This window comes from Corallococcus sp. AB030 (assembly GCF_003668965.1).
GTDB classification, from domain to species: Bacteria; Myxococcota; Myxococcia; order Myxococcales; family Myxococcaceae; genus Corallococcus; species Corallococcus exiguus.
Genome location: NZ_RAWQ01000168.1, coordinates 1 through 25012 on the forward strand (window position 1 = coordinate 1; position 25012 = coordinate 25012).

Annotated in this window: 17 protein-coding genes; 3 read left to right on the top strand and 14 right to left on the bottom strand. The window is 68.4% G+C overall.

Translation table 11 applies throughout. The features are described from left to right. The first annotated feature begins 96 nt into the window (after window positions 1–96). Window positions 97–1785: a metallophosphoesterase gene (locus D7Y15_RS31540; RefSeq protein ID WP_121754903.1), complete on the top strand. Its 1689-nt coding sequence runs from the start codon at window positions 97–99 to the stop codon at window positions 1783–1785. 46 nt (window positions 1786–1831) lie between these two features. Here D7Y15_RS31540 and D7Y15_RS31545 read toward each other — a convergent pair whose 3' ends face one another. Both D7Y15_RS31545 and D7Y15_RS31550 read right to left on the bottom strand, forming a co-directional pair. Further along, window positions 1832–2659 carry a hypothetical protein gene (locus D7Y15_RS31545; RefSeq protein WP_120578596.1) on the bottom strand — a complete coding sequence of 276 codons (828 nt, stop codon included), beginning with the start codon at window positions 2657–2659 and terminating at the stop codon, window positions 1832–1834. A gap of 157 nt (window positions 2660–2816) precedes the next feature. Continuing rightward, a complete protein-coding gene (locus D7Y15_RS31550) occupies window positions 2817–4103 on the bottom strand; it encodes a DUF4032 domain-containing protein (protein ID WP_120578597.1) in 1287 nt (428 codons plus the stop codon). 90 nt (window positions 4104–4193) lie between these two features. On the opposite strand from D7Y15_RS31550, the gene D7Y15_RS31555 reads away from it, so the two are divergent. After that, window positions 4194–5858: an alpha-amylase family glycosyl hydrolase gene (locus D7Y15_RS31555; RefSeq protein ID WP_120578595.1), complete on the top strand. Its 1665-nt coding sequence runs from the start codon at window positions 4194–4196 to the stop codon at window positions 5856–5858. Here D7Y15_RS31555 and D7Y15_RS31560 read toward each other — a convergent pair. From D7Y15_RS31560 to D7Y15_RS31605, 11 genes are all read right to left on the bottom strand, one after another. Further along, a complete protein-coding gene (locus D7Y15_RS31560; RefSeq protein ID WP_120578594.1) occupies window positions 5855–7099 on the bottom strand; it encodes a DUF1629 domain-containing protein in 1245 nt (414 codons plus the stop codon). The two genes, D7Y15_RS31555 and D7Y15_RS31560, sit on opposite strands and share 4 nt — an antisense overlap. A gap of 21 nt (window positions 7100–7120) precedes the next feature. After that, entirely contained in the window at window positions 7121–7591 is a 471-nt protein-coding gene (locus tag D7Y15_RS46810; RefSeq protein ID WP_368667411.1) for an AHH domain-containing protein, read from the bottom strand. Then, on the bottom strand, window positions 7479–8483 hold the full coding sequence (locus D7Y15_RS31565) for a hypothetical protein (RefSeq protein ID WP_346728592.1): 1005 nt from the start codon (window positions 8481–8483) through the stop codon (window positions 7479–7481). Before D7Y15_RS31565 ends, D7Y15_RS46810 begins: the two co-directional genes overlap by 113 nt. A gap of 81 nt (window positions 8484–8564) precedes the next feature. Beyond that, entirely contained in the window at window positions 8565–9641 is a 1077-nt protein-coding gene (locus D7Y15_RS31570; RefSeq protein ID WP_120578592.1) for a glucodextranase DOMON-like domain-containing protein, read from the bottom strand. 144 nt (window positions 9642–9785) lie between these two features. Beyond that, a complete protein-coding gene (locus D7Y15_RS31575) occupies window positions 9786–11987 on the bottom strand; it encodes a hypothetical protein (protein WP_120578591.1) in 2202 nt (733 codons plus the stop codon). 142 nt (window positions 11988–12129) lie between these two features. Beyond that, window positions 12130–13095: a glucodextranase DOMON-like domain-containing protein gene (locus D7Y15_RS31580; protein WP_121754898.1), complete on the bottom strand. Its 966-nt coding sequence runs from the start codon at window positions 13093–13095 to the stop codon at window positions 12130–12132. 57 nt (window positions 13096–13152) lie between these two features. Continuing rightward, window positions 13153–14040, bottom strand: coding sequence for a sugar ABC transporter permease (locus tag D7Y15_RS31585; RefSeq protein WP_120578589.1), 888 nt, complete (start codon window positions 14038–14040; stop codon window positions 13153–13155). A gap of 3 nt (window positions 14041–14043) precedes the next feature. After that, window positions 14044–16092: a carbohydrate ABC transporter permease gene (locus D7Y15_RS31590; protein ID WP_121754899.1), complete on the bottom strand. Its 2049-nt coding sequence runs from the start codon at window positions 16090–16092 to the stop codon at window positions 14044–14046. A gap of 13 nt (window positions 16093–16105) precedes the next feature. Further along, complete coding sequence (locus D7Y15_RS31595; RefSeq protein ID WP_120578587.1) at window positions 16106–17329, bottom strand: extracellular solute-binding protein; 1224 nt, start codon at window positions 17327–17329, stop codon at window positions 16106–16108. A 20-nt stretch (window positions 17330–17349) separates the two neighbouring features. Further along, window positions 17350–18444, bottom strand: coding sequence for an ABC transporter ATP-binding protein (locus tag D7Y15_RS31600; protein WP_120578586.1), 1095 nt, complete (start codon window positions 18442–18444; stop codon window positions 17350–17352). Window positions 18445–18526: 82 nt separating this feature from the next. Further along, window positions 18527–20119, bottom strand: coding sequence for an alpha-amylase family glycosyl hydrolase (locus D7Y15_RS31605; protein ID WP_121754900.1), 1593 nt, complete (start codon window positions 20117–20119; stop codon window positions 18527–18529). A gap of 416 nt (window positions 20120–20535) precedes the next feature. Here D7Y15_RS31605 and pulA point away from each other — a divergent pair, with 416 nt between their 5' ends. Then, window positions 20536–23970, top strand: a complete 3435-nt coding sequence (gene pulA, locus D7Y15_RS31610; RefSeq protein ID WP_121754901.1) for a pullulanase-type alpha-1,6-glucosidase — start codon at window positions 20536–20538, stop codon at window positions 23968–23970. An 84-nt stretch (window positions 23971–24054) separates the two neighbouring features. Here pulA and map read toward each other — a convergent pair. Continuing rightward, window positions 24055–25012: type I methionyl aminopeptidase (gene map, locus D7Y15_RS31615; protein ID WP_121754902.1), on the bottom strand; the 958-nt coding region annotated here is incomplete at its 5' end.

Consider the following 25012-nt stretch of genomic DNA (forward strand, 5'->3'; position numbering starts at 1 on the left):
CCCGCGCCCTGGGAAGAGCCGGGCCCCACGCCCCCGCCGCACCTGGTGCGCGAGCGGGGCACCGCCACCGCCACCCGGCCCCAGAAGCACGCGGACATGGTGCGCTGGCTGCACCCCGGGCAGGTGCTGCGCACGGGCCTGGACGCGGTGGTGGCCACGGTGTTCGGCGCGCGCGCGGACCACCGGCTCATCGAAGCGGTGGTGCGGCCGCAGCAGCCCTACTTCGACTATTCGGAGGAGTCCGGCGCGGACGGCGACTTCTGGCTCGACTACGTCTCCGACATCGGCGACGGCTGGGACTCCACCTACGCGGTGGCGCGCCTGCTGGCGCTGCCGGAGCTGCGGCTCCCAGAAGAGGACGGCAAGACCGCGCACATCACGCCCCGAGGCCGCGTGCTGGTGTTCGGCGGGGACGAGGTCTACCCCGGCGCCAGCCGCGAGACGTACGAGGAGCGCACGGTGCAGCCCTACGAGGCCGCCATGCGCCGCTCGCAGGCGCCCCACCCGGACCTGTTCGTCATCCCGGGCAACCACGACTGGTACGACGGCCTGTCCGCCTTCATGCGGCTGTTCTGCGCGCAGCGCTGGCTGGCCGGACGCCGCACGCGGCAGAGCCGCAGCTACTTCGCGCTGAAGCTGCCGAAGAACTGGTGGCTCATCGGCACGGACGTGCAGCTCAACAGCGACATCGACGTGCCCCAGGTGGAGTACTTCCGCCACGTCGCGGAGCAGATGGGCCCCGACGACCGCGTCATCCTCTGCAACGCGGAGCCCGCGTGGGTGCTGGCGGCCGCGGCCCGGCGCCACAAGGGCAGCTACCTGGAGAACAACCTGGAGTACCTGGAGGAGAAGGTGCTCGGGCGGCGCATCGCCGTGTTCCTCGCGGGCGACCTGCACCACTACCGCCGGCACGAGGACGAAACCGGCCAGCACCGCATCACCGCGGGCGGAGGCGGCGCCTTCATGCACCCCACGCACGCGCCGGCAGCGCCCGTGCTGCGAGATGGCTCCACGCTGCGCAAGAGCTTCCCGACCGAGGACACGTCCCGGAAGCTCGCGCGCAAGAACCTGTTCCTCATCCGCTACAGCCCGCTGTTCGGGCTCATCACCGGCCTGTGGTACCTGCTGCTCGCGCTGGCGGCCTACGCGGAGGTGGGCTCGCTGGGCATCTCCCGCTTGCCGGAGGTGGTGACGGCGGTGGCCAACAGCATGGTCAACCGGCCGTGGACGCTCATCCTCGGAATGGTGACGATGGGAGGACTCGCGGGGCTGGCGGACGCGGCGCTGGGGAAATGGCGCGCGCTCATGGGCGGCCTGCACGGCGTGGCGCACATCGTGGCGGCGTTCTTCATCGCCTGGGGAGCCACGTACTTCACGGTGAGTCAGCTGGGCGTGTGTCCGGTGTTGTCACCGGATGGCGCGCACTGCGCGGACGGCTGGCTGCACCTGGCGGGCAAGTTCTTCTTCTCCTGCGCGTTCACCTTCGTGGGCGGCTTCCTCGTGGGCCCGTTCATCACGGGCCTGTACCTCTGGCTGAGCGTGAACTTCTTCGGCGCGCACTCCAACGAGGCCTTCGGGTCGCTCGCGCTGCCGGACTTCAAGAACTTCCTGCGCATGCGCATTGGCAAGGACGGGGCGCTGACCATCTACCCCGTGGGCCTGGAGCGCGTGCCGCGCAAGTGGAAGCCCACCGGAGCGGGGCCCATGTCGCCCGCGTTCGACCCGGACGACCCGAACGCCACCGAGCCGTTCCTCATCGAGCCGCCCATCCGCGTCTGCCGCTGACGCCCTCCCGCCGGACGCATGGCGGGAGGACATCCGGGACAGCGGGTTACCGGGACACGGTCTCGTTGGAGAGCGACACCGTCTTCGCCGTGCTCTGCACGAGCACCTGGTCGATGCCCTGGGCGCCCTCACTCGGCGCGTCGGAGATCAGCACCAGCTGATCCCCCACGACGATCCGCGGAGCCGCCTTGGCGGTGTCACCCACGGAGAAGGCGCCAAAGGGCGACTGGAACGAGAAGTCGAGGTAGGGATACTTGCCGTTGCTGAGCACCCATTCCTCCTGGTGCACGCTGCCGATGCACGGGACCCTGCAGTAGGCGCAGTCGATGGGTCCGCCCACACACAGCTTCATGCACGCCTTGTAGGTCAGGGTGGTGCAGGTCTTCTTGCCGAATCCCGCGATGGACCTGGCCCCCACGGAGCCGCTGGAAATTCCGCTCACGGAGGCCACGAGCTGGCCCTCGCGGAACACCATCGCCGAGTAGGTGGTCGGCTTGCCGTTCGCGTCCACGAAGCTCGCCGCGAACTCCTGCCCTTCAGACGTGTCCGTGACGACGGAGGCGGCGACCACCTTGCCGTCCGAGATGACCGTCTTGACGGTCGTCTCCCGGGCCTCGCCGGAGGGCTCGTGGGCCAGCCCCGCGCTCCAGCCCTTGGCCTGCGCGGTGTCCACGGCCACGCCGTCCTTGCCAGACGTGTCAGCGGACTGGACGAGCAGCTCCTTGCCGTCCACCACCAGCTTCGCGGCGCCCACGGCACAGTGCTTCATCCCAGAGAACTGGACACAGTCCTCCGCCTGGGCCTGCGCGAGCGGAAGGGCCAGGGCGAACAAGGTGGCAAGACCGGAGTGGGCAAGACGGCGGAACAGACGCATGGGGGGCTCCTGACAGGTTCCGGGGGAAATCCCAGAAAGACGGCCAGCGCCCGTATTCACCCGCTATGCCAATGATTCTCCGTGCAGGAGCCCGGTCCCCACACCGAATGTGTGGCATTGGGAGTCACAGCCCCAGTCCGTCCTGTGACCCGAGGGGTTACAGGTCCTCGGAGTCCCGTGACGCGTCCTCCAGGAGCGGCGCGATGCCGGGCTGCTTGAGGGTGAGCGTCACGTAGTCCTGCACGGCGGCGTCCAGGCCCACGTCGCGCTTCGCGCGCTCGGACAGGAACCACTTGTGCTCCAGCACCTGGCAGTAGAGCTCCGCGGTGTCGGCCGCGCGGCCCAGGTCCTTCTGGAGGCGTGACAGCGTGGGGTGGTAGCGCTCGTCCAGCCAGCGGAACGCGGCCACGCTCAGGGGCACGCTGCGGTCCATCTTGCGAGTGAGCGTGGCCTTCATCTCCTGCATCTCGTTGAGCAGCAGGCTCGCCTGGCGCTCCTCGGCGACGATGCCGGTGAGCGAGTGCAGCTGGTGCCGGTGGTACTCGCGGTCCGTGACGATGGTGCGCATGCGCAGCTGGCTGCCCTGCCCGCTCGCCAGCAGCTCCACCTCGCCCACGGAGAAGCCCAGGTCGTTGAGCGTGCGGATCCGCTCGTGGATGCGGTAGCTCTCGTGCGGTTGGAGAATGAGCTCGCGGTTGATTTCGGCCCACAGCCGCTCGTAGCGCTGGCGGATGCTCGCGGCCGTCTCCTGCCACGCCTCCAGCTCCTGGGGCAACTCCTCCGCCAGCTCCACGCGAGCGGCCAGGTCCGCCAGGCCGCCAGCGATGTTCTCCTCCATGATCTGGAGGTCCATCTCCCGCTGGCCGGCGGAGAGCTGCTCGTGCAATTCGGACGTCTCCGCGTCCACCGCGTATGCCTGCAGCTCGCCCGCGTCGCGGCGGAAGAGCACGTTGGACAGCGAGCAGTCGCCCCAGAAGAACCCGCCCAGGTGCAGCCGCACCAGCAGGCCCGCCATCGCGTCCAGGAGCCGCGACCGGTAGCGCTCCAATCCCTGTTGCATGAACAGCGCGCGGTACGGCAGCGACGACGCGAGGTACTGGGTGATCAGCAGTCCAGGCCTGTCCCCGGGCGAGACCTCCAGCCCCTCCTCCGTCTGGACCGCCAGCCCCACGGGGCACACCGATGGCAACCGGCGCTCCTCCAGGCCGCGCAGCAGGTCGTACTCGCGCTGCGCCACGCGCGCGGGCGTCTCCTTGAAGGCGTAGATGGTGGCGCCGTAGCTGACGAACACCACCACGTGCCGGGACAGACCGCGCGGCACCTCCACCACGCGTGGTGAACGCTCCGTCCACGCCTCCAGCGGCAGCTCCCAAGGAAGGTCGAGGAAGTCCGGGTGCCCCTGCCGGATATGCAGGGAATGAAGGCGGCGAGCAGGGTGAGACATGTTGGCCACAAGCCTACCGTCCGGGTGAGCGCGCTTCATCCAGGCGGTGCGCTGGCCCGCGTGGAACGTTCGCTGTTAGAGGAAGAAGCCATGCGACCCCTCCGCGGACTCTCCCTCTGCAGCGCGGCCCTGCTGTCGGCCTGCGCCGGTTCCTCGCCTACGCCCGGGCCGACTCCCTCCGCGCCTGGAAGCATCACGCTCGCCGCGCCCGCGGGAGACGCGTGGTACCGGGGCGCGGTGTTCTACGAGGTGTTCGTCCGCAGCTTCCAGGACTCCAACGGAGACGGAGTGGGAGACCTGCCGGGACTCATCTCGCGGCTGGACTACCTGAACGACGGCAACCCGGCGACGACGGACGACCTGGGCGTGGACGCGCTGTGGTTGATGCCGGTGTTCGCGTCGCCCAGCTACCACGGCTACGACGTGACGGATTACGAGCGCATCCAGACGGCATACGGCTCGCTGGAGGACCTGCAGCGACTGTGTGACGAGGCGCACCGCCGGGGCATGCGCGTCATCCTCGACTTCGTCATCAACCACACCAGCTCATCGCATCCGTGGTTCGTGGACTCGGCGTCCTCGGCGCAGTCGGCGAAGCGCGATTGGTATCAGTGGCGCGGGAACAACCCGGCGTGGGCGCAGCCGTGGGACATCTACTCGCAGACCAACACGTGGCATCAGCAGAACAGCGGCTGGTACTACGGCGTCTTCTGGGGCGGCATGCCGGACCTGAACATGCAGACGCCCGCGGTGCGCGAGGAGATGAAGCGCCTGGCGACGCTGTGGCTCCAGCGAGGCGTGGACGGCTTCCGGCTGGACGCCGCGCGCTACCTCATCGAGACGGGCGGCGGCGCGGGGCAGGCGGACACGCCGGAGACGCACGCGTTCTGGAAGGAGTTCTCCGCGCACGTGCGTTCGGTGAAGCCGGATGCGGTGCTGGTGGGCGAGGCCTGGAGCGAGACGCCGTCGGTGGGGAAGTACTACGGCTCCACGGCGACAGTGCCGGGCGGGGACGAGCTGCCGCTCAACTTCAACTTCCCCATGTCCGCGAGGGTGCTTGAAGGCATCAACGCGGGCAACGGCGGAGGCGTGGCGGCGAAGCTGTTGGAGATGAAGAACAACTATCCGGCCGGCGTGGCGGACGCGCCCTTCCTCACCAACCACGACCAGGTGCGGCTGGCGACTCAGTTCGCCAACGACGGGGCGAAGCTGGGGCTGGCGGCGGCGGTGCTGCTGACGCTGCCGGGAGCGCCGTTCCTCTACTACGGCGAAGAGGTGGGCCTGGGGAACGGCAACGCCAACAACGACGAGTCCAAGCGCACGCCGATGCCCTGGAGCGGCGCGGCGGGCGCGGGCTTCACGACGGGCTCGCCCTGGTACGCGTTCTCCAGCGGAAGGGAGACGGCGAACGTGGAGGCGCAGCGGAGCAACCCGGGGTCGCTGTTGTCGCGCTATCGCTCGCTCATCCACGCGCGCCAGGGTTCGGAGGCGCTGCGCAACGGAGGCCTGCGGCTGTTCACGGCGACGACGGGGCTGTCGCGCACGCTCGCGTTCGTGAGGACGCTGGACGACGAGCAGGTGCTGGTGGTCCACAACTTCTCCACCTCGCAGGAGTCGGTGGGACCGTTCGACGTGGAGGCCACGACAGCGGAGCCACTGTTCGTGGACCCCGGAGTGACGCAGCTCTCGGGAGGCACGGGAGCATGGAAGGCCAGCATCCCGGCGCGCTCCACGGGCATCTGGCGGCTGCGCTAGCTGACGACAGGCTGACGCCACGAGCGGGAGAAATGGGTTTCTCCCGCGGCCTTGAAGCGGCGGATGAGCTCCGCCGCCGCGCCCTTGCCCTGGCGGAGCAGCCATTTCAGCTCCGCGGGCATCAGCACCTTCACGGTGAGGAGCCGGACCTCGCCCCCGGGAAGCGTGAAGCGAGAGGGCAGCGAATCCGTCTCCATGCCGATGAGCACGGCCACACGACCCTCGGGAGTGAGGAGGGTTTCGGGCATGCCCACGCCGTCGACCTCCATGGACAGCGTGCCGTTGGCCAGGGAGACACGGAGCTTCTCGAACTCAGCGACCTCGTAGGCGACACGTTCGAGGAGATGCGCAGGCCAGCTCTTCCACACCTCCCCGAGCGGCTCCGGCGTCTCGATGGCGAGCTCCAGTCCAAAGCCAGCCGTGGGCCGGTCCAGGATGTCGTTGAACGGATCGGACAAGCCGTCTGTGACGATGAGAATGCCGCCGTCAGGGCGTCGCATGGCCGTCCACCACTGCCGTTCGCCGGGCCATGGGCCGCCAACGACCGGAGGAATGTAGAAGTCGTCCGACATGGTGCCGAGCCCGCGCCACACGGATGCGCGAGCGTAGCGAGCCTGATCCCACAATTCGCCGCGCCTCTTCGTCTCCGCGCGCCGAACAGGGTCGAAGGTCGTCGGCCCTGTGACTGCTTCGAACTTCGCGCCCGTGATGCCCGCGCGCTCCATCGCGTCCTTGATGTCCTCGGAGACGATAAGGGAGACATCCCATTCCGAGGGGCGGAATACCTTCGCATCGCCCACCTTCGACGGGTCAATGCGCATGCCGTAGATGGACCTGAGGGTGCCGACCTTCTCCGGAATCCCATCCTCTTCGGTCCAGAAGTAGGCCTCTTCGGCAGCCTCGGTATCGACGCACGGAATGGTGCGGAGGGCATTGAGGATGAAGTACGGCCCTGCGTGGGAGTCGACCTTGACGGGGATCAATTCCACGTCGTTCGGAGCCAACTCCTGAAAAAGAGCCGCGAGCTTCGCGTTGATGACCGGAGTACCGAACGCCGCATGTGAGTAGTCACGGGATTCCCCCTCCAGGTCCAACGGAAGCCGAATCGGGTCCTTGAAGTGCGCGGGTTCTCCACCCGTGAACTGCCAGGGATCGTCGAGCTCGCGCCCTTGGAGGTCGAGCGGATGCCCCAGGCACCAGAATCCTTCCGCGACATCCGCATAAAGGTCGAAGTATTCCATGGTCCTCACGGGCTTCCCGCATCACTCAAGGCCAGTCACCCACCGATTCATGATGCTTTCTTTTCTGGTGATTTGACTGGCAAGACGTCTCAACTCATCGGTCAGCAGAGCCCTGCATTGCGCCATGCTGCGGCACTGGTTCGTTGCTCGGGAAAGGGACCTCAATACCCACTGGTGGTATGCCTCTGGATGCGGGCCTCTGTGTCCCGGGACGCGAACCTTGTTCGCGGGATCATCAAGCGACATCCCGGCCTTGTCGAAGATCTTCTGGAACTGGGGAGACCACGGGCCACCCCGGTTCGTGGCACTCCACCACTTGTTGGAAGCGATGTGGTGCTCATGTCCGCCCGCATCCGCGCCACTCGCGACGGGACTCTTCTCATCCCCGAGCAGACATGGCCACCGCGTTCGGCGCCAGCACCAGGGTGACAACGCCCTCGGAGGACACGGCAGCGGACTCCACCTGCGCCGCCGCACCCAGCCGGAAGCCACCCATCTCCGCGGCCACCAGCGAGGCCTGCCCTGAGCCCGGGAGCGTGGCGACCTTCGCCGCGAACGTCTCCGCCGTGCTGCCCACCGCCGCCAGCGCCAGCATCACGAACGCCCGCGCTGCGTTCTTCCCCATCACCTCCCCGTACTCCTCCCCCGCGTCGCGAAGCTCATCGAACGTCCGAGCGACACGCGCCTGCTCGGACAACTCGAGCCATCCCTGGATGAGGTTCCACACCGTGTCGATGCCCAGGTAGGCGATGAGCACTACCGTCATCGTCGCCGCGATGCCCTTCGACACGGGCTCGGGCATCAACCAAAGCGCCAGGTAGACCGTTCCGGTCGCGACAATGGTCGTGAGCACCGCCCGCGGGTCCGTCATCCCCACCAGCGCTTCCGACGTCTCCTCCCACACCGAGTCCAGCGCGATGGCGAACGCCAGCGAACGCCGCCCGTCCTCATCCAGCGCGGAGCTGCCCTCCAGCAATTGAAGACAGTCCCCCGGTGTCTGCTTGCGCTGGCACCACCGCCCATAAGCGCTCGCCAGCTCCCGGCCGTCATCCTCCACCAGCAGCCGGGCACGAGGAGTCTCCTCCACGGAGACCAGCCCCAATCGCCCGCGCACATGCGCATAGGACTTCGAGGAGAACGTCCCCGCGAACAGCCGATGCGCATCCTCACGATGACGCGGGGACACCGGCGCATCCTCCGCCAGCGTCCGCACCGCCTCCGTGAACACATCCCCGTCCAACTCCACGGGCTCGACCTCCGCCCGAGGCACATGGACGACCGGGGCACCCTGCCCCGTCTTCAGCCGGACGCCACGCGTCGCTGAACACCCCGTGCCCAGCAGCACCAGCAGCACCACGACCGCCCAGCTCCGGCACGAAGACATGGATGCCTCCAAAGCACCCATCCTCGGCCGCGCGGACTCACCGCAACCAGGACCTCCCGCGCACAGCGCGAGAACCGGCCGTCACGGGGCGGGCGACGAAGGACCCACGACCCCGGCGTCCTCGGCCATGGCTCCCGCATCCGGCGCGTCCACCGTCACACCGGCGTCCTCCACCATGCCCGCCGTCGCCGGAGCCACGGCCTTCCCCGACGGCACCACCGCGCTCCACGCCGGCCTCGAAGCTCCCAGCACCTCCTCCTGCGTCGTCCCCTGCGCCACCAGCAGGTCCACCACCGGAGACTGCGAGGGGTCTCCCTTGCGCCCACCACCGAAGCGGTCACCCGACGGCGGCTCCCCGGGCACGATGCCCATCGCCATCAGCCGCGGGTTCGCGTTCGTGTCCCCACCAAACATCCCGCCCAGCGCCACGCGCCGCTCGATGGTCGCGCCCGTCACCGCCACGCCGTAGCCCCAGTCCGCGCTCGCATGTCCGCCCAGGAAGCGGTCCGGCACCCGGAACACCACCGTGCGCCCGCTCACCTGGATGAGGGTGGGGAAGAACACCCGCGCCTCCAGTTCCTGCTCCGTGGCCGCGTTCAGCTCCGCCTCCACCTTGCCGCCAATCCCTCCAGACTTCTTCTCGTACGCATCCAGCGCCGCCTGCCGCCAGGTCTTGCGCAGGGCCTCACGCGCCTCATAGGGACGCGGCGTCAGCACCACCGCCTTCTCCCACCCGGAATCCGGCGCCAGCGTGAGCCCGCGCCCCGGCAGCGTGTCCGTGCGCCCGGAGCCGGGCACCCGGTCCTGGTCCACGTACAGGTCCACGTTGAACGTGTAGAAGCCGTGCCGGGCCCGCTCCGCGACCGTCGCGCCCTCCAGGTCCACCGCCTGCGCGCGCGAGGGCTTCGCGATGGGGTGCGCGAACGTCACCTCGAACCGGGTCGCCTCGTCGTCCGCGAACGCCGCCACCGACACCACGTCCAAATCGCCGCGCCCCAGGTCCGTCCGGCGCGGATACAGCAGCTCGCCGTCGCCGTGGTCATCCCCCACTGGATCCGTCAGCCGGAACAGCAGCGCGTCCTCGCGCGTCTTGCCGCCGGAACACGCGGCCAGGGAGGAGGCGAGCAGGAGCGCGGACACGCGAGAGCACACGAACATGGAAGAGCACCTCAAACGGAGGAAACGCCCGTCAGGTGTACCGCGCGGTGCCCCAAACGCAAGGAGCCCGGAGTGCCTTCACAGGCGCCCCGGGCTCGCTCTCTCGTCAACCTCGTGCCCCGCACGAAGCGGGGCGCGCGGTGACTAGAACTGCGCCTTCATGAACGCCTTGACGCGCATCTGCTCGAAGTTGCGCTCTTCCAGGCTGTTCCAGCCCTTGTTGCGGTTGACGAAACCGCGCGAACCCACCGCCACGTTGTGGTCGGCCGCGATGGTGTCGTCCGCGTACTGCACCACGAAGCCGTCGCCAAAGTCCGGGCGGAACGAGCCGAACGCGTACTGGCCCTCCAGGCCGAACTCCACGCCAGACAGGATGTAGCGCGCCTTCACCAGCACCTGGTTCTTGTTGTGCTTGCCGGACGCCATCTCGTGGTTGTTGTACGCCTGGAACGCCGTGTTGCCGTCCAGCAGATCCGCGAAGAACTTGGAGTAGCTGGCGGACACGTACAGGTCGTCCGTGAACTGGTAGCCCGCGCCGGCCGTGAACGTCGTGTAGTCCAGCAGGCGGTCGTCGTCCGCGATGTTGTCGAACGGCTTGAACTCGTAGCCCGTGTCACCCTGGCTGTTCGTGATGACGTCCGGGTTGCGGTAGAGGTCGGCGGTGCTGTTGCCCGGGCTGTACTCTTGGCGGAGCGAGTTGTCGCACGCCACGCCGCCGCCCACGCACGAGCCGGACGCGTACGGCAGGAAGCGCGGGTCGTTCAGGCGCTTGTCCGTCTCGTGGATGTACTTGAACTTGCCGAACACATCGATGCCCTTCAGCACGTCGACCACGTACTTGGCGCGCAGCGCGACCAGGTGCGTCTTCTTGTCCTGGAAGGGCTGGTAGGCCGTGCGGAAGTTGTGGCCCACGCCAGAGTCCAGCTCCGTGCCGGGGAACTGGCTGTCGCCCAGCGCCCGGTCCGCGTTGCCGTACGCCTGCCAGTTGGTGTTGTAGGTGATGAACGAGTACTCGCCACCCACCTCCAGCGCGCCGTTCGCATAGACCGGGTTCGCCGTCACGCCCTTCCAACCGATGGCCGTCTCCGCCATGGGCTCGTCGAAGTCCGTGAAGTCGTTGTCCACGTTGAGCGTGGCGACCTGCTGGGCCTCGCTCGTCCAGCCGCCGTAGCCGATGCGGGTGGGGTTGCCCTTGTAGATGCCGTAGGACGCGTTGGACGGGCCGGGGAACGCGAAGCTGCCGTCGTGGCCCTCCGTGAGGAGCACGTCCGCCTCGCGGCGGCTGGCCATGACCGCCATGTACTCCGCGCCAATGCTGAACAGCTGCAGGTTCAGCGACAGGCCCACGTCCAGCGGGTCGTTGAGGGACGCATTCAGCATGTACGTCTGGTCGGTGTGATGGCCGGCCAGCACCGGGCTGTAGCCGCCCACGCCGAAGCTCTTCGGCGACAGCACCGGGTCCGCGTTGGAGTACGACGTGTACGCGGCGCCGCGCACGTCCAGCCACGAGCCCATGTGCAGGGCCGCCTTCAGACCGCCCACGCCGTTGCGGTAGCGCGGCGTCAGGTCACGGCCGTCGTCCAGGTTGGTGTCCTCCGGGTTGATCTCCTGGTCGTTCGCGTACTGGAAGATGCCGCCCACGTCGAAGAGCTCGTTCGGGGTGACCTTCGCCTGGAAGCCGTACGCCGCGTCACGCGCGTGGAAGGCGCCCGTGCTGAAGTTCGGGCCGGCCCAGAGGCGGGGCAGCGAGATGCGCGCCGCGTCCCACGTGAGCTTCCGGTCGAAGTTGGAGCCCTGCAGCAGGATGGCCGCCGCGTTGTCGCGGTCGATGTAGCGGACGCGGCCGATGACGAACGGGTCGAACTGGCCCAGGTCCGTCGCGCCGATGAGCGCCGAGTCGATGAGGTAGCCCGGACGCAGCGTCACGGACATGCCACGCAGCTTGATGTACTGGTTGGAGCGCGGGTCGAACTCGCCGCAGTCGCCCGCGGTGCAGTCCGGCGTCGGCGGGTTCCGGCCACCGAAGCCGCCGAAGTTCGTCCAGAAGTTCTGGTTGAAGCGGCTGTGGATGCGGCCGTTGACCTCCACCTGCGGAGAGATCTTCGCGTTCAGCAGGAGCTCCAGCTCCGTGCCGATGCCGTTGTCGCCGTAGCCTTCACCGGGCACCGTGGTGAAGTTGTACAGCGCGCCCTGGTCGCGCTGCGTGCCCCAGAGGTACTTCGTATAGGTCGTGCCACCAATGGTGAGCTTGGGGCCGCTGTCCTGCGCCATGGCCGCCCCAGGAATGAGGCCGGCCGCCACGGTGAGCGCACACGCTCCCCGCACCACGTTCTTGCGATTCTTCATGATGTCCGGAAAACCCTTCTCGAAAGCTTTTGAACCAGAGGGGGGTCATCCCCTCTCCCGGGCCGCCGCGGGACCTCCGCGGCAGCCCTCCCCGTGTTGCATCAAACCTTGAAACGGACTGTTTTGAACAGTCCGCCGCCGGCTACTTCGTCGGCGTGGCCGTCGTCGGCGCCGGAGCGACCGTCGTTCCAGCCGGAGCGGCCGGCGTGGGCGCCGGAGCCGGGGCCGGAGCCGCGGGCGCCGCCTCGGGAGCCGGGGCCGGAGCCGCCGCCGCGACACCCTGCGCCGCCGGGCGCTTCTCGCCGGAGACCATCTTCAGCGTGGCCTTCTTCGTCGCGGAACCGTCACCCGCGCACTCGTACGAGAGCATTTCGTACTGAGCCTTGATTTCAGAGCTGTCGCCCTTGCCCTGGCCCGCGAGCACGTCAATCACGTGCGGATCGCAGTTGAAGTCGGAGCCGCCGCCGAAGCGGTGCTGGCCCTCGTACTCGTTGACGCGGCGGGTGAGCAGGTCGTTGTCCGCGGGGAAGCCCTCGTTGGACTGCATCACGACCTGGTAGCCCCACGTGGAGGGGGCACCGGCGCCCAGGTCGGAGTTCATGACCGTGGCGGTAATCTTGTTGCCGGAGGCGCGCACCTTGGTGGGCACCACGACGGCGCCCTTCATCGCGCCGGCCTTGTTGTTGGCCTCCGCGCGCACGCGCGACGAGCCCTGCGGCGAGATGATGATGACCTTGTCCCACGCGTCTTCCGGCGCGAAGGAGACGTTCAGGCCCGGGGGGCTGTCCGTGAAGCCGCTGCCGACCTTGTGGTCCGTGTCGATGAAGATGAAGACCTCCTGCACGGAGAAGCCGTCCGCCATCTTCCAGGGGTTCTCCAGCGACGCCTTCAGCTGGATTTCGATGTCCGTCTTGTTGCCGCCCTGGTCCAGCTTGAAGCCGGTCAGGTCGAACGAGCCCGGCTTGTACACGGGGTCCGTCGGGTAGGTGTACTTGCCCGGGCCCTTGTCGTCGCCGGTGGGATCCTTGAACTGCACCTTGTCGGCCAGGGCCGGCGCCGCGGACAGGGAAGCGGCCAGGGTGAGGACTGCGATGCGGGGGTTGATCATGGGGGTGCTTGCTCCTTGCAACGACAGACGAAAGGACTGCGAAGAAAGACCGCGGGACTAACCCTTCACGCCACCGGCGGTGAGCCCGGAGACGAGGTACTTCTGCAGGAAGAGGAAGAGGAAGACGACGGGCACGGACACGATGATGGAGCCGGCCGCGAAGTAGCCCCACTGCTGGCTGAAGCCGCCCACGAAGAAGCGCAGGCCCACCGGCGCCGTGTACATGGCTTCCTGGTCCATGAACGTCGCCGCGAGGATGAACTCGTTCCACGCCGTCATGAAGCTGAACAGCGCCGTCACCGCCACCGCGGGCTTCGCCAGCGGCAGGATGATGCTCCAGAAGATGCGCCCCGGAGACGCACCGTCCATCAGCGCCGCCTCCTCCAGGTCCTTGGGGATGGTGTCGAAGTAGCCCTTGAGCATCCACACGCTGAACGGGATGGACGTGGTGGCGTACACGATGATGAGGCCCAGCCGGCTGCTGCCCAGGCCCAGCCACTGCACCAGGATGATGTAGAGCGGAATCAGCATCAGCGTGCCCGGGAACATCTGGGACACGAGGAACGCCATCATGCCCGCGCGCTGGCCTGGGAACTTGAAGCGGCTGAAGGCATACGCCGCCGTGCACGCCATGAAGACGCCCAGCACCGTGGTGCCAATGGCCACGATGGCGCTGTTGAGCATCCACCTGGCGAACGGCTGATCCGCCATCACCGACGCGAAGTTGGAGACGCTGAAGGTCTCCGGCCACGGCGTCACCGCGCGCAGCCGGTCCCAGAAGGTGGGGTTCTCCGGCAGCGTGGCGATGGCCAGGCTCTGCTTGCCGGAGAAGGCCAGGCTCACCACCCAGAGGATGGGGTAGATGGTGAAGAGGGTGAAGGTCACCAGCACCACGTGCAGCGGCAGGTGGGAGATGCCTTCGCGACGTTCAGAGAAGAGCGCCATGGGTTACGCGGCCTCCGTGGCGCGGCTCATGCGGTTCTGCACCATGCTGTAGAGCAGCAGGATGCCGAAGATGACGGTGGAGTACGCCGCCGCGTAGCCGTGGCGGTAGCGCTCGAAGGCGAACTTGTACGCCTGGGTGACCAGGATTTCGGTGGAGCCGCCCGGGTCACCGCCCGTCACCAGGAAGATGATGTTGAACATGTTGAAGGTCCACACCACCGACAGGATGACCGCGGGCACCAGCGCGGGCTTCAGCGCGGGCAGCGTGATGGCGGTGAACTGCTGCCACCGGTTGGCGCCGTCCACGCGCGCCGCTTCGTAGAGCTCACCCGGGATGGACTGGAGCGCGCCCAGCGACACCACCATCATGAACGGGAAGGACAACCATCCGTTGGTGGCCAGCGCCGTGAAGAACGACGTGAGCGGCGAGTCGAACCACGCCAGGCCGTCCCCACCGAACATCCGGATGACGTGGTTCACCACGCCGAACTGCTGGTGGAACATGCCCTTCCAGATGAGCGCGGTGATGTAGTTGGGCATGGCCCACGGCAGGATGAGCAGCACGCGGTACACCGGCCGCATCCTCAGATTCGGCACGTTGAGCGCCAGCGCGAGCAGCAGGCCCACCGTCACGCCGATGGTCACGTTCGTCACCGTCCACACGATGGTGAACAGGAGCGTGTAGTAGAAGTTCAGGTAGTTGAAGACCAGCGAGCCGTCCGCCGCCGTCTTCGCGAAGCTGAAGTCGCCCAGGATGTCCACGTAGTTGCGGAAGCCCACCCACAACTCAGACAGCGGCTGGCTGCTGTTGTAGAGGTTGGCGTCCGTGAACGACAGCGTGATGCCGTAGGCGAAGGGGAAGAACACCAGCACCACCATGCCCACCATGGCGGGCAGGATGTATGCGTAGGCCTGCCGGTGCTCCACCGCCGTGGCCACCGCGCGGTGCAGCGCGCCCAGGCCGATGAACAGCAGCACCGCCAGCCCCACCACGCCCAGCGCGCCCAGCGCCTTGCTCGCGTTGCCGCGCACCTGCGCGCCCGCCGCCGAGAGCTTGGCCTCATCCGGCGCACCGGACTCCGTCAGCTTGCCCAACGGGCGGCGCATGGCGTCCGCGTCCCACGCGCCGGGCTTCAGCGCGGGCTCCGCGTTGAGATTGTTCGCGGTGATGAGCGCCTGGGCCTTCTCGCCGCGCGTGCGCAGCTCCGCGCTGACCGCGTCCTCCGTCTGCCGCAGCTCCGCGTCCAGCGCGCGCAGCGAATAGACGGTGTAGCCACCCAGGCCCGCCAGGAACAGCGCCGCCGCCACCGCCACGCGCACGCCCTGGCGCGACAGCGCGAACACCGCCGCCGCGCACGCCGCCAGCGGCAGCAGGAACGCCAGCAGCACCGGCGTCCACGAAGGCGTTTCACCCTTCACCACCGCCGGGGTGAGGGACTCCACGGAGCCCACCACCTGCCCGTCCACCTCCACGGGCGCGGACAACAGGCGGCTCGCGCCGTTGTCGAGCAGCTCCGACTCCACCTCTGCCTTGCGCGCGCTGCCCTCCTCGCGGTTCGTCTCCACCGCGGCGCGCAGACGCTGGCCGCGGTCGTACAGCGGCTTCTCCTCGCGAGACAGCCGGCGCGGCGCCGCCTTGTCCCCGGTGTCATCCGGGAAGGTGGACGCCTCCAGCTTGATGCCGCTGAAGGCGATGACGCGCACGGAGCTTCCCGGCACGCCCGGCCAGCCCGCCACCACGGCCTTCACGCCGTCGCCGGTGCCGCCCGCGCGCTGCACCAGGTCCGCCAGCCCCAGCAGGGACACGGTGGCCGTGCGCTGCTCGCGCTCCGCCGCGCGCTCCTGGTTGGCGCGCGCGAGCAGGCCGTGCGCCAGGAACAGGGACACGCCCAGCGCCAGGGCGAGCCCCACCAGCACGCGCCCCCGGTAGCCGCCCGCACGGCCGGAAGGCCCCGGAGTCGAAGGGTCCTTCACGGAACTGCTCGGGGCGGTGGAGACCGGCGTGGGGGCACCGGCCGCGGAAGGGGGCTGCTGGGGGACGTTCTGGCTCACTTCAGCTCCTCACTTACTTCTTGCGCAGGCCGGCGACGTCCTTCGCCACGCTCTTCTGGGCCGAGTCCAACGCCGCCTTGGGGGTGGCGGTGTTCTTGAACACGGTGTTCATCGCGCTGGTGGCCGGGGTCCAGACCATCGACATCTCCGGCAGGTTGGGCATGGGCACCGCCACGTCCACCTGGTCCTTCATCGCCTTGAGCAGCGGATCCGCCGCCACCTTCGCGTCCTGGTACACGGCCTGGTTCGCGGGGCTCTGGCGGCCCTCCAGGGCCAGCGTCTTGCCGGGGCCCGCGTCGGTGAGGAACTTCGCGAAGTCGTACGCCGCTTCCTTGTTCTTCGACGGGGCGGCCACGTACACGCCCTCCACCGTCATCCAGGGCTTCAGCGGCGTGCCCTTGTTCTCATCCAGCGTGGGCAGCCGCGCCAGGCCGTACTCCACGTCCTTGGAGACCTCGCCCAGGAACCACGGGCCGGAGAACACCATCGCGGCCTTGCCCTCGTTGAAGAGCGAGGTGATGAGCGCGCTGGAGGGCTCCGCGGGGAGGATGCCGTCCTTGTTCTTCCACTTGAGGACCTGCTCCACCGACTTCACGTTGGCGGGCGAGTTCATCGTGGGGGCGTTCTTCGCGTCGAACACGCCGCCGCCGAAGCCGTTCATCACCGCCGCGTGGTAGTAGAAGTCGTTGTACGCGTACGCGAGCCCGAAGCGGCCCGCCTTCGCGTCGGTGAGCTTCTTGGCCATCGTCACCATCTCGCCGGACGTCTTGGGCGGCGTGGGGACCAGCTTCTTGTTGTAGATGAGCGTGATGACCTTGTAGTTCAGCGGCAGGCCGTACGCCGTCCCGCGGTAGGTCATCGCCTCCATCGTCGTGGGGATGAAGCGCTTCTTCGTCGCGTCATCCAGGAAGAAGTCGATGGGCTCCACCGTGTTGCCCGCTTCAATCCAGCCGCCCAGGCGGTCCTGCGCGAAGATGAAGAGGTCCGGGCCCTTGCCGCGCGGCACGGTGGCGGAAATCTTGTCCGCGTAGGCGTCGTAGGGCACCGCCAGCGTGGTGACCTTGACCTTGCCTTCGTTCGCCTTGTTGTACTCGGCGACCACCTTCTCCAGCGCGGCCTTCTCCTCCGCGCGGTAGGCGTGCCAGAGCACCAGCTCCGTGGCGGCGAAGGACGGGACGGGCAACAGGCCGACTGCGCACAGACAGAGGGCCGCGAGCAACGTTCGCAGGTGCGTCATTGAGAAAATCCTCCGGGATATCAAACGGAAAGCCGCAGCTCGGATTCAGCGTCGAAGAGATGCAGGGACTCCAGCTCCACCGTCACGGGAAGAGCGGCGCCAGGCTCCGGAGTCGCCTGGGGCGGCAGGCGGAAGACCAGCGGGTTGTCTCCCAGGCGGGCGTGCACGATGAGCTCGTTGCCCAGCGGCTCCACCAGCTCCACGCGCGCCTCCGCGGGCGCGGACTCGCCGCGCGCGACGTTCCCCGCGGGCAGGACGTTGTCCGGGCGCAGGCCCACCTTCACCTTGCGGCCGCCCTTGCCCGCCGTGGCCGCGCGCAGCTTCTGCGGCACCGGCAGCTTGAAGCCGTCACCGGTGAACGACGCGCCGTCCGCGTCCAGCGTGGCGGTGAGCATGTTGATGGGCGGCGTGCCGATGAACTGCGCCACGAACACGTTGACCGGCTTCTCGTAGACCTCCAGCGGGGTGCCCAGCTGCTGGAGCTTGCCGTCCTTCATCACCGCGATGCGGTGGCCCATGGTCATCGCTTCGATCTGATCGTGCGTGACGTAGACGGACGTGACCTGGAGCCGGTGCTGGAGCTTCTTGATCTCCGAGCGCATCTGCACGCGCAGCTTCGCGTCCAGGTTGGAGAGCGGCTCGTCGAAGAGGAACACCGCCGGCTTGCGCACGATGGCGCGCCCCAGGGCCACGCGCTGACGCTGGCCGCCGGACAGCGCCTTGGGCTTGCGGTCCAGGAGGTGCGCGATGCCGAGGATTTCCGCCGCCTCGTCCACCAGCTTGTCCATCTCCGGCTTGGGCGTCTTGCGGATCTTGAGGCCGAACTCCAGGTTCTGCCGCACGGACATGTGCGGATAGAGCGCGTAGTTCTGGAACACCATGGAGACGTCCCGGTCCTTCGGCGGCAGCGTGTTCACCGCGCGCTCACCGATGGAGATGGTGCCTCCGGAAATCTCCTCCAGGCCGGCGATCATCCGGAGCGCCGTGGACTTGCCGCAACCGGACGGCCCCACGAGGACCATGAACTCATGGTCGCGGATATCGAGGTTGAGCCCCTCGATGACCGACACGTCTCCGTAACGCTTCGCCACGTCCTTGAACGACACGCCGGCCATCAGGCCCTCCAGCAAGAGCCCCGCTCGCGCCGGTGACAACAGCACGTCCGGGTCAGGTTCTGCGCATGCACCGCCGGGTGCCTCACGGCACGCGTCCGAGGATGCGCGCGGACAGCGGCGGAAGCGCCAGGTCCAGCGTGGCGCCAGCCTTCGTCCGCCCTCCGTTCAGCAGATCCTCCACCTCGCCGACGCCCGTCCACGCTTCCGGCCACGGCACCGACACCGCGCCCTTCGTCTTGGCGCGGTTCACCGCCACCACCACCGTGTCGCCGGACGCTTCGTCGCGCCGCTGGAAGACATACACGTCGCCTTCCGTGGAGAGCGGCGAGTGCGTGCCCCGCGACAGGGCCGGGTGCGCGCGGCGGATGGCGATGAGGCGCTTGTAATAGTCGCGCAATGCCTCGTCGCGCTTCTTTCCCGCGCCGGGCTTCACCGCCTGCTTGCCCCACGGCATGTCGCCGCGGTTCTGCGGCCAGTCACCGCCCGCGCGGCCCACTTCCTCGCCGTAGTAGATGACGGGGATGCCGCTCGTGGTGAGCTGCAGCGTGGCGGCCAGGCGGAAGAGGGGCACGTTGCCCTGCAGCTGGTGCAGCGCCCCGTCCACGTCGTGCGACGACAGGAAGTGCGACAGGTGGTGGCCCGGCGTCACCTTCGCGCGAGACTGGAGGTAGCGGTCGAACGCCACCGCGCGGCCACGGCCCTGCACGAAGCCCAGCGCGTTGCCCTGGAAGGCGAAGTCGAAGCCGGCGTCCATCTCATCCGGAGTGAAGTACGGCGCCAGCCCCTCCACGTCGCCGCCCCACAGCTCGCCCAGCAGGAAGAAGTCCGGGGAGATCTCCGCGCGCGTGCGGCGGCGGTGTTCCTTCCAGAAGTCGTGGGACACGTGCTTCACGGTGTCCAACCGGAAGCCGTCCACGCCGGAGCGCTTCGCCCAGTCGATCTGCGCGTCCAGCAGGTACTTCGCCACCTCCGGACGTTCGGTCTTGAAGTCCGGCAGGCCCGCCACGCACGACGTCAGGTCATCCGAGCCGCAGGTGCCCTTGTCTTCCGAGCGCAGCCAGTCCGGGTGGTCCTTCAGGTAGCGCGAGTTGTAGCCCGGGTGGTTGTAGACGACGTCCAGCAGCACGCGGATGCCGCGAGCGTGCGCCGCGTCCACCAGCGCCTTGAAGTCCTCTTCCGTGCCGAAGCGCGGATCCAACGCCTGGAAGTCGTCCGCCCAGTAGCCGTGGTAGCCCCAGTCCGGGAAGCCAGAGCCGGTGACGAAGCCCGGAATCTGCTTCAAGAGCGGCGTCACCCACAGCGCGGTCACGCCCAGCGACGACAGCTCCTCCAGCTTCGCGGTGAGCCCCTTCAGGTCGCCGCCGTGGAAGGTGCCCGCCGCCTTCACGTCGCCCTTCTCGTTGTTGGAGGGATCGCCGTCCGCGAAGCGATCCACCACCACGAAGTACAGCACCTCGTCCGCCCAGGGCCGGGTGGGCTCCTTCGTCGCCGGAGCTTGGGGGGAAGCCGGAGCAGCCTCCTTCACGGGTTCGGGGGCGGGGGTCGTCCGAGCCTCGGGAGCCTCCGGAGCGGGCGCGGCGGGCTGCGTCGCGGCGGCCTCCGGCGCGGGCTGCGTCGGCGTCGGAGGGGCCGTGGCGCACCCCGCCAGACACAGGGCCACAAGGCCCTGGAACATCGGGCGCCACCCACCCCGGTGGGAGGCAGCGTTCGGTTGTGGGCAGGGGAGGCTGGAGGACATCTAGGCGCGGCACTGTATCCAACAGTCTGGAAAGGGGTGAAGGGTCGTCGGAACAATCGGCTGATGGCGCAATGCGCCATGTTCCGGATGTCTTCCTCTGCACACCCGTGTGACGCATGGCGCGGGCGGACTCAACGGAGCGCGCGATTCCTGCCGCACCGCGTCTCGGTTGGATGCCTTTCCATCCGACGTCCTGGGGTGGATGTGCGGGTTCCAACGCTGATCATCCAGGGGGTCACGTAAACCCTGAAGACGACCCAAGGGTCACCCCCGACAGGACCGGCTGGTACCGTGCCGGGGATTTACACCCCCCTTGGAGGTTTCCCCTGAGAGTTCCATTCGCGGTTCCCCGCATGACGCGAGCGCTCGCGTTAGGCGGGCTCCTGGCGGCGCTCGTGCCGCTGTCGGCGCTGGCGGCGCCCACGTCGGTGACGGTCGTTGGCGATCTGCAGAGCGAGGCAGGCTGCGCCTCCGACAACGACCCCACCTGCGCGCAGACGGCGCTGACGTACGACGCGGCGGACGACAAGTGGCAGGGCTCGTTCAACGTGCCGGTGGGCACCTGGCACTTCAAGGTCGCGCTGGACGGTTCGCTGGCGCAGGCGCACGGCGGCCCCGGCGGCGCGAACGTGGTGCTGACGCAGACGACGGCGGGCGCGGTGAAGTTCTACTTCGACGCGAACACGCTGTACGTGACGAGCAACCGCTCCAGCACCATCGCCACGGTGGCGGGCACGCTCCAGGCGAAGCTGGGCTGTCCCGGTGACTGGTCCCCGGACTGCCTGCGCACGATGATGCAGGACCCGGACGGCGACGGCATCTACACCTTCACCACGACCGGGCTGACGGCGGGCATCTACGAGTGCAAGGTCGCGCTCGACGAAAACTGGGGCACCGCCTACCCGGGCAGCAACGCGGCCTTCGAGGTGGAGAGGGACAACCAGGAGATGATCATCACCTTCGACTCGGGTGTATCCAAGAAGGTGACCATCCGCGCCGCGGACGCTCCGGCGGGGGACCTGCTGCTGGCGCGGGCGCACTGGATTTCGCGCGACACGGTGGTGTGGAGCCCGGAGGTCGCGGTGCCCGCGGGCACGGTGTTCAAGCTGCACACGGCGCCCACGGGCGGCATGACGCTGAACAGCACCGGCGTGCAGGGCGGCACGGCGGTGACGCTGACGGTGGACGCCGCGGGCCTCACCCCCGCGCAGGCGGAGCGCTTCAAGAACCTCCAGGGCCGCACGGTGCTGAAGCTCGCCGAGGCGGACGTGGCCAACGCGGCCACGTGGCTCAAGGGCCAGGTGGCCCTGTCCGCGACGAACACGGCGGGCGTGATGCTGGACGCCACCAGCGCGCAGCTCGCGGGCGTGCTGGACGACCTGGACACGTATGACGGGCCGCTGGGCGCGACGTTCGAGAACGGCATCCCCACGCTGCGCCTGTGGGCCCCCACGGCCAAGAGCGTGAACCTGCTGCTCTTCACGGACGGCACCCCCACGTCCACCTTCACCCGCGTGGCCATGACGGCCGGCGACAAGGGCGTCTGGAGCGCGACGGGCGACGCGACGTGGAAGAACCGCTACTTCCTCTACGAGGTGGAGGTCTACGCCCGCAAGGAGGGCAAGGTCGTCACCAACCGCGTCACGGACCCCTACTCGGTGTCCCTCTCCATCAACAGCGAGCTGAGCCAGATCGTGGACCTTTCGGACCCCGCGCTCGCGCCGCAGGGCTGGAGCACGCTGGCGAAGCCCGTGCTGGAGGCCCCGGAGGACATCGTCCTCTACGAGCTGCACGCGCGCGACTTCAGCATCAACGACCTGACGGTGCCGGAGAACGAGCGCGGCACGTTCAAGGCGTTCACGCACGAGTCCGACGGCATGAAGCACCTGACCCGGCTGGCGAAGGCGGGCCTGACGCACGTGCACCTGTTGCCGGTGTTCGACATCGCGACCATCAACGAGGACCGCGCGGCGCAGCAGCACCCCGCGGGCGACCTGGTGTCGCTGCCGCCGGACTCCGACCAGCAGCAGGCGGCGGTGAAGGCCGTGGCGGACCTGGACGGCTTCAACTGGGGCTATGACCCGTACCACTACACGGTGCCGGAGGGCAGCTACTCCACCAACGCGCAGGGCACGACGCGCACGGTGGAGTTCCGGCAGATGGTGCAGGCGCTCAACCAGCACGGCCTGCGCGTGGTGATGGACGTGGTCTACAACCACACCAACTCCTCCGGGCAGAACGCCAAGAGCGTGTTGGACCGCATCGTCCCGGGCTACTACCACCGCCTCAGCGACGACGGGAACGTGGAGACGAGCACCTGCTGCCAGAACACCGCGTCCGAGAACGCGATGATGGAGAAGCTGCTCATCGACTCCGTGGTGACCTGGTCCAAGGCGTACAAGGTGGACGGCTTCCGCTTCGACCTGATGGGCCACCACATGAAGTCCAACATGGTGAAGCTGCGCGCCACGCTGGACGCGCTCACCGTGGAGAAGGACGGCGTGGACGGCAAGGCCATCTACGTCTACGGCGAGGGCTGGGACTTCGGCGAGGTGCAGAAGAACGCGCGCGGCACCAACGCCACGCAGCTCAACATGGCGGGCACGGGCATCGGCACGTTCAATGACCGCCTGCGCGACGCGGCCCGCGGCGGTGGCCCCTTCAGCGGGCTCCAGGACCAGGGCTTCATCAGCGGCCTGCTGTCCGACCCGAACAGCTCCAACCAGGGCACGGAGGCGGCGCAGAAGGACCGGCTGCTGCTCTACGGCGATTGGATCCGCGTGGGCCTGACGGGCAACCTGAAGGACTACACGCTGGTGGACGCCACCGGCAAGTCCGTCACTGGCGCGGAGGTGAAGTACAACGAGGGGACCCCGGTCGGCTACACGCTGGACCCGCAGGAGGTCATCACCTACGTCTCCGCGCACGACAACGAGACGCTGTTCGACGCGGTGCAGTTGAAGGCGCGGCGCGACCTGCCCATGGCCGAGCGCGTGCGGATGAACAACCTGGGTGTGTCGCTGGTGGCGCTGAGCCAGGGCATCCCGTTCTTCCACGCGGGCGACGAGCTGCTGCGCTCCAAGTCGCTGGACCGCAACAGCTACAACTCCGGTGACTGGTTCAACCGGCTTGACTGGACCTACCAGTCGAACAACTGGGGCGTGGGGCTGCCCATCGTGGAGGACAACGACGACGGCCGGGCCCGCTGGGCGCTCTTCAAGCCCATGCTGGCGGACGCGGCGCTGAAGCCGGCGAACGCGGACATCGTCCGGGCGCGCGACCACTTCGAGGAGATGCTGACCATCCGCAAGAGCTCGCGGCTGTTCCGCCTGCGCACCGGTGACGAGGTGAAGCAGCTGGTGCGCTTCGAGAACACCGGTCCGGACCAGATTCCGGGCCTCATCGTGATGGCCATGCAGGACCACGGCACGAACGCCGAGGGCAAGCGCGCCATCGTGCTGTTCAACGGCACGGACGACGCACAGACGTTCAAGGCGGACGGGTACAAGTCCCTGAAGCTCAAGCTGCACCCGGTGCTTCAGGCCTCCACGGACCCGGTGGTGCGCACCTCCGCGTACGACGCGGCCACGGGCGGCTTCACGGTGCCGGCGCGCAGCACCGCCGTGTTCGTCACCGACGACGCGGTGGTGGACCCGGATCCGGACCCCCAGGACCCGGACGAGTCCGACGGCTGCAACTGCCAGAGCACGGTGCCCGGCCCCCTGGGCGCCACCAGCCTGCTGATGCTCTGCGGCCTGGCGCTGAAGCTGCGCCGCCGCCGCGCTTAAGGCCGAAGTCTCCGGCTGGAAATGAAGCGGGCCCCGGATGCGAAGCGCGTCCGGGGCCCGTGGTGTTTCAGGGGTCAGCGAATCTCAGGGGACGGTGAGGATCTCCGCGCCCGTGTCGGTGACGAGCAGGGTGTGCTCGAACTGGGCGCTGCGCAGGCCGTCCGCGGTGACGACGGTCCAGTCGTCGTTCCACGTGCGGTGGTCCCAGTGGCCCTGGTTGATCATCGGCTCCACGGTGAAGATCATCCCGGGCTGCATGACGGTGTCGGCTTCGGGCTCGTAGTAGTGCGGCACCTGGAGCGCGGTGTGGAACGTCTCTCCGATGCCGTGGCCGCAGTAGGCGCGCACCACGCTGGTGCCGTTCTTCACGGCGTGGGCCTCCACCGCGCGGCCAATGTCGCTGATGGGCCGGCCCGGCTTCACGGCGGCGATGCCGATGTCCAGGCACTCCTTCGCGATCTGCACCAGGCGCTGGTGCTGGGGCTCCACGTTGCCCACCAGGTACGTGGCCGAGCAGTCGCCGTGGACGCCATCCAGGTAGATGGTGATGTCCAGGTTGACGATGTCGCCGTCCTCCAGCGCGCGGCTGTCGGGGATGCCGTGGCAGATGACCTCGTTGACGGAGGTGCAGAGCGACTTGGGGAACTTGTGGTAGTTCAGCGTGCTGGGGTAGCCGCCGCGCTTGAGGTAGGCCTCGTGCGCGATGGCGTCCAGTTCGTCCGTGGTGATGCCCACGCGCACGTGCTGCGCGGTCTCCGCCAGCACCTGGGCGGCGGCCTGGCAGGCGCGGCGCATGCGGGCGATGACGTCCGCCGACTTCACGTCCGGCTCGTTGCGCGAGCGCGAGGGACGGCCGGCCACGGAGTCCGCGTAGTCCGGCCGGCCGATGGTGAGCGGCACCACGCGGCGGGGGCCGACGATGCCGGGGCGGATGCCCTTGCGGTTGGTGTCGGCGCCCTTGCGGCGGGCCTCCACGGTGTCCGCGCCGCGGTGGCACTTCTTGTACTTGGAGCCACTTCCGCACCAGCAGGCGTCATTGGGC